Here is a 10,877-nt window from a genome sequence, read left to right on the forward strand (position 1 = left end):
GACCGTGATCCTGGTGCTGCTGGGCATCGTGATGCTCGGTGTGGAACCATTGGCCACCACGCTCATCCTGATCGTGGCCGTGGCCACAGGATTCATGGCCACGTACCTCCACCGAACGCTCTGAGGGGTTCCAGTACCCGTATGATTTCCCGCCGCGAACGGTTCCTGCAGATCATCGAGGTCCTCACCAAGCACGGCTTCGGCTTCGCCCTGGGCGGGTTGAAACCGCAGTGGCGGGCACCGCTGGCGCGCGTGAAGCTCATCGACCCGCAGACCATCCACTCCCAGCCCGCGCACCTGCGCATGGCCCTGGAGGAGCTGGGGCCCACGTTCGTGAAGCTGGGCCAGCTGGCCTCAACCCGCCCGGACCTGCTGCCCCCCGGGTACGCGGAGGAGCTGCTCAAGCTCCAGGACCACACCCCGCCGATCCCGGTCTCCCAGATCAGGGCCTTGATCGAGGCCGAGCCGGACTCGCAGGCGGAGGAGATCCTCAACCACATCGACCCCGACCCCGTGGCCACCGGATCCATCGGCCAGGCCCACGCCGCCACGTTCCACGGCCACCAGGTGATCGTGAAGGTCCGCCGCCCGGGTGTGGTCGACGAGGTCAACCGTGACCTGGAGATCCTGCAGGACATGGCCACGTGGGTGTCCCGCTACTGGACCGCCGCGCAGGACTACGACCTGCAGGGAATTGTGGAGGAGTTCGGAACCTCCCTGAAGGACGAGCTGGACTTCCTGCAGGAGGCGCGCAACGCCCAGCGCATGGCCGAGAACTTCACGGGTCACCCGCAAATCCGGATCCCCGAGATCTACTGGGAGGCCACCACCTCGCGCGTGCTCACCATGGAGCGGATGTTCGGGGTCAAGATCAACGACTACCCGGCGCTCGAGGCGGAGGGCATCGACCGGCACCTGCTGGCCAGGGAGGCCACGGACGCCATCTGCAAGATGGTCTTCGAGGACGGCTTCTTCCACGCGGACCCCCACCCCGGCAACCTGTTCGTGGAGCCGGACGGGCGGATCGCCATCATCGACTTCGGCATGGTGGGCAACCTCACCGAGGAGTTCCGGGACCACCTGATCACCCTGCTGCTGGGCGTGGTGCAGGACAACCCGCGACGGGCGGCCGCCGGTCTGCTGGGCCTCACCGACAGTGGCGAGCACGACATCTCCAGGCGGGAGGTGGAGAAGGACGTGGCGGTCATGATGCGCCGCTACGCCAACAAGCCCCTGGCGGAGGTGCGCGTGGGTGCGCTCATGGCGGACCTGATCTCCGTGCTGCGCCACCACAGGCTGCAGCTGCCCCGCCAGTCCGCGCTGCTGCTGCGGATGCTCGTGACCGCCGAGTCCATGGGCACCGGCCTGGACCCCGAGTTCGACCTGGTGTCCTCGGTCCAGCCCTACGCCGAGCGCTTCATCATGCACCGGCTCTCCCCGGAGATGCTGCTCAACCGGCTGCGGGCCACCGTGGAGGACGCGGTCCAGATGGGGGTGGACGTCCCCGAGTACGTGCGTCGGCTGATCGTGGTGCTGGAGCGCGGCGGCTTCGACGTCCACCTGCGCACGGACGAGCTCGACCCCCTGGTGAAGAGCGGGGCAAGGATCGGGCACCACGTGGTGGCCGGCGGGGTGATCGCGGCCACCATCAACGGCACCGCGCACATCATCGCCTCGGACCCCGAGCGCTGGCAGAAGTACCACACCCCCCTGATCGTGGGGGGCATGTCCACCGTGGGCGTGCTCAGCGGCTACCTGGCGGTCTCCTCCAACGTGGACAGGGTGCGTCAGGTGGTGCGCACCCTGCGGGGAAAGCGGCGCAAGCGCACCGTCCGCTGAGCCGCCGCGCACACTGAGCCGCGCCCCGGACCCGGGACCGCCCGGGCGTCGTCCGGGGGCAGGGTCTGGACCCCGGTTCGGGGCGCCCGCGAGGCAGTGCTACCAGCCCGCACCCTCTTCCAGGGGCTCGTCCACCCACTGGTCCGAGCGCACGGCATCCGGGGCCTCACGGGCCTCCCGCAGCGTCTCCTCCGTCACCCGCAGGGGCGCCCCGTGGGCGAAGGCCCGCGTGTGCTCGTTGACCAGCACCTGCGTGCGGCGCATGAACTCGAGGCCCAGAACCCGCTGCGTGAAGGTCACGTACGCCACCCACGGCTGGACGAAGTTGGCCATCATCGGGCGGAACGCCTCCTGGAACCGCGGGGTCACGATCACCTCCATGCTCCGGGCCTCCACCGCCATGCCGGCGAGCCCACCGTCCAGGATCTCGTAGTAGGGCCCGTAGTAGCCCTCCACGTAGCGCACGCGGGCGTCCGGGTGGGAGGCCAGGCAGCAGATGGCGTCCCCCAGGGCGATCAGCACGTTGGTGAGGTGGTCCAGCAGGGAGACCAGGGACACGCTGCGGCGCCCTCGGAGGCGGCCGAGCATCGCAGAGCCTCGCGCCAGGTGCGCATGGACCTCGATCTCGAAGGACGAGGGGCCCTTCTGCATGGCCGCGAAGTCCTGGGAGTACCCGCTCAGGCCGTCCCCGGCGGTGTCCAGGACGCTCTGGGTGATTTCCTGCAGCGCGGTGAAGCTCTCACGGAAGGACGAGGGCGGGAGGTCTCCCTGGCGGCCGTTGTGGTCGCGGTAGGTGATCAGGACCGAGATCAGGGCGTCGTTGGGGGGCTGTCCCATGGCGGAGCGGGTCACAGTGCCTTCTTCGGAGGGTAAAGGAGGGGAAAAATTAAGTTTTGTGCAATAAGAAATGTGGCTGGTGGATATGCCGGGCGATGCGAATTTCTTTAGGGGGAATGCTCGCAGGCCGGACGTCTCCCATTTCCGTTCGCAATCGTAGGACACGATCATCAGACGGATGATCGTTACCGGGGGGTACGGCTGTCGCCTCTATGGGGGACACGTTGCGTCCGGTGTGACGTGCGCTATCGCACACAGCTGTCCTCTAGACTGCGGGACAGGGCCGCGCGTCCGCCCGTGATCACGGGCGCGGCGCGTTCCTCGACCCGCCGGCCGAGCTAAGGATGTACTGCGTGCACACGATCATGCCGATCTATGGAACTCGCCCCGAAGCCATCAAGATGGCCCCCATCGTGAAAGCGCTGCAGAGCAGCGAGCACTTCCACTGCGTGGTCACCGTGACCGGGCAGCACCGGGAGATGCTGGACCAGGTCAACGAGATCTTCGACATCACCCCGGACCACGACCTGAACATCATCCAGCCCCGCCAGACGCTCAACGGCGTGCTCACCCGCACTGTCGAGGGCCTGGACCGGATCTTCGCCGAGAACGCCCCGGACGCCGTGGTGGTCCAGGGCGACACCACCACCTCCACCGCCGGGGCCATCGCCGCCTTCTACCGGGGGATCCCCGTGATCCACGCGGAGGCGGGGCTGCGCTCCTTCAACCTCTTCTCCCCCTTCCCGGAGGAGGCTAACCGCAAGATCACCTCCCAGATCACCTCCCTGCACCTGGCCCCCACCTCCACATCTCGGGAGAACCTGCTGCGGGAGAACCTGCCCGAGCAGGACATCGTGGTCACGGGCAACACCGTGATCGACGCCCTGCTGCACACCGTGCGGCAGCAGCTGCCGTTCACGGATCCGCAGCTGGAGGAGATCGCCTCCTCCGGGCGCCGGGTGCTGCTGGTGACCACGCACCGTCGTGAGAACCAGGGAGAGGCGATGCGCGGCGTCGGACGCGCGCTGGCACGGATCGCGGACGCGGACCCGGAGCTGACCATCGTGCTGCCCGCCCACCGCAACCCGGTGGTGCGCGAGGCCGTGCTGCCCGCGCTGGAGGGCCGCGCCAACGTGGTGGTCACCGAACCGCTGGCCTACGGCGAGTTCACGCGCCTGCTCTCCGTGGCGCACGTGGTGCTCACCGACTCCGGCGGGGTGCAGGAGGAGGCGCCGTCTCTGGGGAAGCCGGTGCTGGTGATGCGCGAGAACACCGAGCGTCCCGAGGCCGTCACCGCGGGGACGGTCAAGCTCATCGGCACGGACGAGGAGCGGATCGTCACCGAGGTGCAGCGCCTGCTCACGGACCCGGCCGCGTATGGTGAGATGGCCAACGCCGTGAACCCGTACGGCGACGGCAGGGCCGCGGAGCGCACCCTGGCCGCGATCGAGCAGATGTTCGGCGTGGGCACCAGGATCCCAGACTTCGACTCCCAGCCCTGAGCCCCACCTCCTCCCCGAAAGGACACTCCCCCCATGCGCATGACCGTGATCGGCACCGGCTACCTGGGCGCCACCCACGCCGTGGCAATGGCCGAACTGGGCCACCAAGTACTCGGCGTGGATGTGGACCAGGCCAAGATCGACACCCTCGCCGCGGGCGTGGTGCCCTTCCACGAGCCCGGTCTGCCGGAGCTGCTGGGCAAGCACGTGGCCTCCGGTGCGGTGCGGTTCACCACCTCCTACGAGGAGGCCGGAGCGTTCGGGGACGTCCACTTCATCGGTGTGGGAACTCCCCAGGTGCGCAACGGCCACGCCGCGGACATGACCTACGTGGACGCGGCCGTGGAGCAGATCGCCCGCGCCGCGGACCACGACTGCGTGATCGCCGGCAAGTCCACGGTCCCCGTGGGCGCCGCGGCGCGGCTGCAGGAGCTCGCGCGGGCGTCGGTCTCCCCCGGCGTCCGCGCGAGCCTGGTGTGGAACCCGGAGTTCCTGCGCGAGGGCCACGCCGTGGAGGACACCCTGCACCCCGACCGCATGGTCCTGGGGCTGGAGCACGACGCCGCCGGGCACCCCACCGAGGAGGCGCGCCACGCGGAGGCGGTCATGCGCGAGGTCTACGCGCAGCAGCTCGCCGAGGACGTCCCGTTCATCGTGAGCGACTACCAGACTGCGGAGCTGGTGAAGGTGGCGGCCAACAGCTTCCTGGCCACCAAGATCAGCTTCATCAACGCGCTGTCGGAGGTCACGGAGACCGTGGGCGGGGACATCCGCACGCTCGCGGATGCCATCGGACTGGACGAGCGCATCGGACGCAAGTTCCTCAACGCCGGCGTGGGATTCGGCGGCGGGTGCCTGCCCAAGGACATCCGCGCACTGCAGGCCAGAGCGTCCGAGCTGGGACTGAGCCAGTCCCTGCGGTTCCTCTCCGAGGTGGACGACATCAACCTGCGCCGCCGGGAGCACACCGTGCAGCTGGCTGCCCAGGAGTGCGGCGGCTCCCTCCAAGGGGCCCGGATTGCGGTGCTGGGCGCCGCGTTCAAGCCCGAGTCCGACGACGTCCGGGACTCCCCCGCCCTGGACATCGCCGCCCGCCTGCACTCCATGGGTGCCGAGGTGAGCCTCTACGACCCCCAGGCGAACGCCAACGCCGCGAAGCGCTACCCCCGCCTGGACTACGTGGACTCCCTCGACGCCGCCGTCGCCGGGGCGCAGGTGACCCTGCTGCTCACCGAGTGGCGCGAGTTCCGGGACATGGACCCCCGCCGTGTCCTGGACCTCGTGGAAACGCCCACCATCATCGACGGCCGCAACGTGCTGGAAGCGGCCACCTGGCAGGACGCCGGGTGGCGGTACCTGGCGCTGGGGCGGCGCGAATCCCGGTGATTTTCTGGTCGTCTGCCAGATTGTGGAGCACTCCGCCTTGCGGCTGGAAGCTGCTCTGCAGGGATCCCCGGGTAGGTCTGCAACCGATGTCACCACTCCGGTCCTTGCTGAACGCACCGTGAAGTCCGCACCCCCAGTGGGGATACGGTTCCCATGGTCAGCGGGAGACGTGTGAAGAAAGGCTCCGGCGAGGCGATAGGTATCCGCTTAGGGCGCGGGCTACACAGGGGGCAGCCTCCCGGAGAGCAACGGCGCCCGGGCCGTCACCGGCCCGGGCGCCCGGGAGTCACTGGCCCTGCTGGGGCACCGACTTCGCGTACTGGTCCAGCGTGCCGTCGGAGATGGCCTTGCCGATCGCCTTCATGGCGTCCGGGTCCGCCACGATGATCGACTGCCCGTCGGAGGAGGTTCCCACGCCCTTGTTGGGCACCGTGAACATGTGGATGTCACCGCTGCTGAGGCCCACGAGCTTGGGTGCCTGCTGGGCGATCCACCCCGCGGTGAGCCCGTCGCTGACGGTGAGGTACGGGGAGATCTGCTTGACCACCTCGTTGAGCTTGACCGGGTTGGTGAGGGTGCCGGCGCTGACCAGCTTGTCGATCATGGCCTGGAGGTAGATCCGCTGGTCGCGCACGCGCTGGTAGTCGCCGTCGGTGAACGCGTACCGCTCGCGCACGAACGTCAGGGCCCGCTCCCCGTTCATCTCCTGGGGACCGGCGTCGAAGTGCTGGCCCTGCTGGGTGGTGAAGGCCACCGGAACATCCACCGTGACTCCGCCCAGGGCGTCCGTGAGTCCCTCGAAGCCGGCGAAGTCCACCAGGGCCACCTCGTCCACGCGGGTGTCGAAGTTGTCCTCGATGGTGCTCACCATCTTGGGCATTCCGCCCTGGTCCAGGGCGGCGTTGATCTTGGCCTCCCCCACCCCGGGGATGTTCACCCAGGTGTCGCGCATGATGGACATGACGTACATCTGGCCGCCGTCCTCGGGGATGTGCAGCAGCATGATCGAGTCCGCGCGGGAGCCGGTGACGTCCGGGTCCACCCCGTCGGGCCGCTTGTCGGAGCCCAGCAGCAGGACCGTGGTGCCTTTGTCCTCCGCGGAGCCCTTGGCGGGGCGTCCCGACTCCTCTGGGAACGCGGAGGCCAGGTTCTGGGCGCCGTTGTCGAAGGTGCGGCCCAGGTTCCACACGAACAGTCCCGCCACCACCGCCACGGCCAGCACCAGTGCCAGCAGCACCAGCAGGATGTTGCGCCCGGTGTGGCGCTTGCGCGGGCGGGGCTGCTCGTCGGTGAGGTGCTCGGGGTTCTGTGACACGTGGCTCTCCGGTGCTGGGGGGGTGGTGGGACTCACGGCCGTCGCCGCACCGCGGCCCGGGCTCCCTCCCGAGAGGCGGCGTGCGCCCCCGGGAGGAGAACCGGACCGACGGGCCGCGGATTGCTTTCGCACATCATAGCTACGGCACCCGGTGGATCCACTCCTGCGTGCCGAACTTGTGCTCCACCAGATCCCTGGCCGCGGCGAGTTCGCTGTCCGTGACCTTACCAACACGGGCACCGTAACGGTCTGTGAACGTGCCCGCCAACGCGGCGATGACGTCCTCCCGGGCCATCCCGGTCTGCCGCCGCAGCGGATCCACCCGCTTCTTCGCCGAGCGGATCCCCTTGTCCGAGAGCTTCTCCCGCCCGATGCGCAGCACCTCGGTCATCTTCTGGGCGTCGATGTCGTAGCTCATGGTCACGTGGTGGACCATCCCGCCGTTGGCGAAGCGCTTCTGCGCCGCCCCACCGATCTTGCCCTGCGGTGTGGCGATGTCGTTGAGCGGCACGTAGAACGCCTCCACCCCCAGCTCCGCGAAGGCCTGCATGACCCACGCGTCCAGGAACGGGTAGGACTCCGCGAAGCTCAGCCCGTCCACCAGGGTCTGCGGCAGGTACAGGGAGTACGTGATGCAGTTGCCCGCCTCCATGAACATCGCGCCGCCGCCGGAGACCCGCCGCACCACCTGCACCCCGTGGCGCCGCGCGGCCTCCGGGTCCACCTCGTTGCCCACGGACTGGAAGGAGCCGATCACCACGGCCGGCTCGTCCCAGTCCCAGAACCGCAGCGTGGGCGCGCGGCGACCGGCCCCCACCTCCCGGGCCAGCACCTCGTCCAGGGCCAGGTTCTCCAGGGTGGGGCGCACCGTGGCGGGGATGACCTCCCACTCGTGGTCCGCCCAGCCGGTGGCGCGGCCCAGCGCGCGGCGCACCGCCACGGCCACCGCGGCGGCGTCGAACCCGAACAGCACCGCGTCCTGCGGCAGCGCCGCCTCGACGCGCTCCCGGATCTCCGCGGGCGCGGTGTCCTCGGGCATCCCGGTCAGCGCGGCGTTGATGTCCGCGAGCGCCTCGTCCGGTTCCAGGAAGAAGTCGCCGTTGACGGAGACGTCGCGCAGGTGCCGGTCGGTCACGGTGAAGTCCGCGACCACCAGCTTCCCGCCGGGGACCTTGTACTCGCCGTGTGCGCGTGGGGTGCTCATCCGCTGTCCTTCGCTGTGGGTTCCGGCCCCGGGGGCGCCGGGCGGGTGCCGTCGCGGGGACGTGGCGTGCTCGACGCCGCCGTGCCCCGGGTCGTGTGCGTCTCGATGGTACGCAGGGGGTGGCACCGGGTGCCCGGGGATGCCGGTGGTCTCACACCGCGGGCGCCGGCCCGCCCGGTGCGGCCGCTCGACCGGGTGGTGGCGGGGGGCGTACCATGGTCGGTTGGTGCGCTCGTCGTGAGGGCACCGCATCCGAGCAACGCCGTGCCTGGCAAAATCCAGGCACCTACAGAAGGTTGACACCATGAAGGCTGACATCCACCCGGACTACCACCCGGTTCTCTTCCGCGACCTCGCCTCCGGCAAGGTCGTGCTGACCCGTTCCACCGCCACCTCCTCCAAGACGGAGACGTGGGAGGACGGCAACGAGTACCCGATCATCGAGGTCGAGATCTCCTCCGAGTCCCACCCGTTCTACACGGGCAAGCAGCGCATCATGGACTCCGCCGGCCGTGTGGAGCGCTTCAACCAGCGCTTCGCGAACTTCGGGAAGTCCTCCAAGTAGTCCCGGGGCTTCCGCCCGCAGCGCCCGGTCCACCGTTCGGTGGGCCGGGCGTTCTGCGTTCCGGTTGACGACACCGGAACCGAAAACGTCACCACGTCGTGACCTTTCCCCCTAGGATGGGCGTGGCTCATGTCCCCCCAGGCCCTGGCGCCCCCCCTGATCCCGCGCCGCGGCCACCGAAAGGCTCTCCCCCATGCCCTCTCGTGCTTTCCGCGCGCGTCCACTGCGCGCTTTCTCCCTCGTCCTCCCCGCGCACGACGCCGCGGCGTCGCCCCGGGCGGGCCTGCGCGCGGTGGTGCGCCGGGCCGCCCTGCCCCTGGCCGTGACCGCGTCCCTGGTGCTCACAGTGCCGCCGGCCGCCGCGGCTCCGGTCTCCGGCCCGGACGCCCCCGCGACCACCGTGCCCTCGGACCCGCCCACCGGGACCGATCGTGTGATCGTGAAGTTCAAGGACGCCGCCGCCCCCGCGGCCACCAAGGACGCGGTGGTCGAGTCCGCCGCGCAGGACGCCCTGCCCGGCGCCAAGACCCCCGAGGTCGCCGACCACGTGAAGACCACGGCCGCGAAGGCGGACGTGGTCGAGCTGGACCGGGAGCTGGACGAGGCCGAGCAGGAGAAGGTCGTGGCCGAGATCCAGGCGGACCCGGCCGTGGAGTACGCCGAGGCGGACCGCCTGGCCTCGGCCTCGTGGGTGCCCAACGACACCTACACGAACTTCCAGTGGAGCCTGTGGCCCAACCAGGGCGGGGTGAGCTTCACGAGCGCGTGGGACCTCTCCCGCGGCAACGGGCAGACCATCGCGGTGCTGGACACCGGCATCACCTCCCACCCGGACCTGAACTCCAAGGTGGTCGCGGGCCGGGACTTCATCAACGATCCCGCGCTGTCCCGGGACGGGGACCTGCGGGACGCGAACCCCCAGGACCAGGGTGACTGGAGCGGTGCCGGGGAGTGCTCGAGCGCGGCGCGCACCTCCTCGTGGCACGGCACCCACGTGGCCGGGCTCGCCGCCGGCGCCACCCAGAACGGCACCGGGATCGCCGGGGCCGCACCCGGCGCGAGGATCCAGCCGGTGCGGGTGCTCGGCAAGTGCACCAACGGGTGGGTTTCGGACATCGCGGACGGCATCTCCTGGGCCGCGGGCGCGCCCGTGGCCGGTGAGCCCGCCAACCCCAACCCCGCCACGGTGGTCAACCTGTCCCTGAACTACCCCGGCGAGTGCGGCGCCACCATGCAGAACGCCATCAACGCGGCCGTGAACCGCAGCGTCCCGGTGGTGGTGGCCGCGGGCAACTCTGCGGTCAACGCGGGCGGCACCGCCCCCGCCAACTGCGCGAACACGATCGTGGTGGGCGCCTCGGACAACGCCGGCAACACCGCGAGCTACTCCAACACCGGCGCGGCGGTGGACGTCCTCGCCCCGGGCGGCACCGCGCAGAACCCCCTGCTCTCCACCGTGAACACGGGCACCACAACCCCCGCAGGGGCGTCCTACGCGAACATGTACGGCACGTCCATGGCCACTCCCCTGGTCTCCGGGACCGTGGCCCTGATGAAGCAGAAGAACCCGGCCATCACCCCGGCCAGGGTGGAGCAGATCCTGAAGTCCACCGCGAGCGGCAACCTCGGCTCCCTGACCGTCGATCCCGCCGCGGCGGTGCGGACCGCGACGCCCGCGGCCCCGGCGACGTCGTACCCGGTGTCCGGCGCCATCGGCGCGAAGTGGCGCGCCACCGGAGGGGCTGCGAAGTGGGGCAACCCCGCGGGCGCGGAGGGTGCTGCCGCGAACGGCGGGCGCTACCAGGAGTTCGTGAAGGACGGTCGGAAGACCACCATCTACTGGAGCAGCGCCACCGGTGCGCACGTGGTGGAGAACACCACCCTGATCGGCAAGAAGTTCATCTCCGCCGGGCGGGAGCGGGGCTACGGCTTCCCCACCAGCGAGGAGACCCGCGCGGGTGCCGGTTCCTACCAGGTGTTCCGCACCGGCTCCGCCACCACCAAGATCACGTGGAACAGTGCCGCGGGCACGCACGCGGTGCGCGAGAGCGGTGGCATCGGCGGAGCGTGGAAGCGCGCCGGCTTCGAGCGGGGCTGGGGCTGGCCCACCACGGACGAGTACCGCTCGGGCACCGAGGTGCGGCAGCGCTTCAGCAACGGCGTGACCGCGCACTGGACCGCGCAGCGCGGGGTGTGGACCACCCGCTGAGCCCCACGGGCTGAAAGCTG

The 10,877-nt window shown here is 70.1% G+C and carries 8 protein-coding genes; 5 read left to right on the top strand and 3 right to left on the bottom strand.

Features of this window, described 5'->3' with window-relative positions; all coding sequences use genetic code 11:
* The first annotated feature begins 141 nt into the window (after positions 1-141).
* On the top strand, positions 142-1,839 hold the full coding sequence (locus Q4A22_RS09150; RefSeq protein WP_303178801.1) for an AarF/ABC1/UbiB kinase family protein: 1,698 nt from the start codon (positions 142-144) through the stop codon (positions 1,837-1,839).
* A 99-nt stretch (positions 1,840-1,938) separates the two neighbouring features.
* Here the strand turns inward: Q4A22_RS09150 and Q4A22_RS09155 are convergent, their stop codons facing one another.
* Positions 1,939-2,691 (bottom strand): hypothetical protein, encoded by a 753-nt coding sequence (locus Q4A22_RS09155; RefSeq protein ID WP_303178803.1) that lies wholly within the window; start codon positions 2,689-2,691, stop codon positions 1,939-1,941.
* Positions 2,692-3,029: 338 nt separating this feature from the next.
* Between Q4A22_RS09155 and wecB the strand changes: the two genes are divergently transcribed.
* Both wecB and Q4A22_RS09165 read left to right on the top strand, forming a co-directional pair.
* Entirely contained in the window at positions 3,030-4,178 is a 1,149-nt protein-coding gene (wecB, locus tag Q4A22_RS09160) for a non-hydrolyzing UDP-N-acetylglucosamine 2-epimerase (protein ID WP_303178805.1), read from the top strand.
* A 33-nt stretch (positions 4,179-4,211) separates the two neighbouring features.
* Complete coding sequence (locus Q4A22_RS09165) at positions 4,212-5,564, top strand: UDP-glucose/GDP-mannose dehydrogenase family protein (RefSeq protein WP_303178806.1); 1,353 nt, start codon at positions 4,212-4,214, stop codon at positions 5,562-5,564.
* A gap of 286 nt (positions 5,565-5,850) precedes the next feature.
* Here the strand turns inward: Q4A22_RS09165 and Q4A22_RS09170 are convergent, their stop codons facing one another.
* On the bottom strand, positions 5,851-6,879 hold the full coding sequence (locus tag Q4A22_RS09170; protein WP_303178807.1) for an LCP family protein: 1,029 nt from the start codon (positions 6,877-6,879) through the stop codon (positions 5,851-5,853).
* A gap of 139 nt (positions 6,880-7,018) precedes the next feature.
* Positions 7,019-8,083 carry a biotin/lipoate A/B protein ligase family protein gene (locus tag Q4A22_RS09175; RefSeq protein WP_303178809.1) on the bottom strand — a complete coding sequence of 355 codons (1,065 nt, stop codon included), beginning with the start codon at positions 8,081-8,083 and terminating at the stop codon, positions 7,019-7,021.
* Positions 8,084-8,387: 304 nt separating this feature from the next.
* Between Q4A22_RS09175 and Q4A22_RS09180 the strand changes: the two genes are divergently transcribed.
* On the top strand, positions 8,388-8,648 hold the full coding sequence (locus Q4A22_RS09180) for a type B 50S ribosomal protein L31 (protein ID WP_055083062.1): 261 nt from the start codon (positions 8,388-8,390) through the stop codon (positions 8,646-8,648).
* Between the two features lie 193 nt (positions 8,649-8,841).
* Positions 8,842-10,857, top strand: a complete 2,016-nt coding sequence (locus Q4A22_RS09185) for a S8 family serine peptidase (RefSeq protein WP_303178813.1) — start codon at positions 8,842-8,844, stop codon at positions 10,855-10,857.
* Positions 10,858-10,877: the final 20 nt, after the last annotated feature.

The organism is Kocuria sp., from assembly GCF_030530945.1.
In the GTDB taxonomy this organism is placed as follows: Bacteria; Actinomycetota; Actinomycetes; order Actinomycetales; family Micrococcaceae; genus Kocuria.

What these genes read in the sequence shown, in the direction of transcription:
- Q4A22_RS09150 (WP_303178801.1), top strand. Translation starts at nt 142, where the DNA reads ATGATTTCCCGCCGCGAACGGTTCCTGCAGATCATCGAGGTCCTCACC.
- Q4A22_RS09165 (WP_303178806.1), top strand. Translation starts at nt 4,212, where the DNA reads ATGCGCATGACCGTGATCGGCACCGGCTACCTGGGCGCCACCCACGCC.
- Q4A22_RS09175 (WP_303178809.1), bottom strand. Translation starts at nt 8,083, where the DNA reads ATGAGCACCCCACGCGCACACGGCGAGTACAAGGTCCCCGGCGGGAAG.
- Q4A22_RS09180 (WP_055083062.1), top strand. Translation starts at nt 8,388, where the DNA reads ATGAAGGCTGACATCCACCCGGACTACCACCCGGTTCTCTTCCGCGAC.
- Q4A22_RS09185 (WP_303178813.1), top strand. Translation starts at nt 8,842, where the DNA reads ATGCCCTCTCGTGCTTTCCGCGCGCGTCCACTGCGCGCTTTCTCCCTC.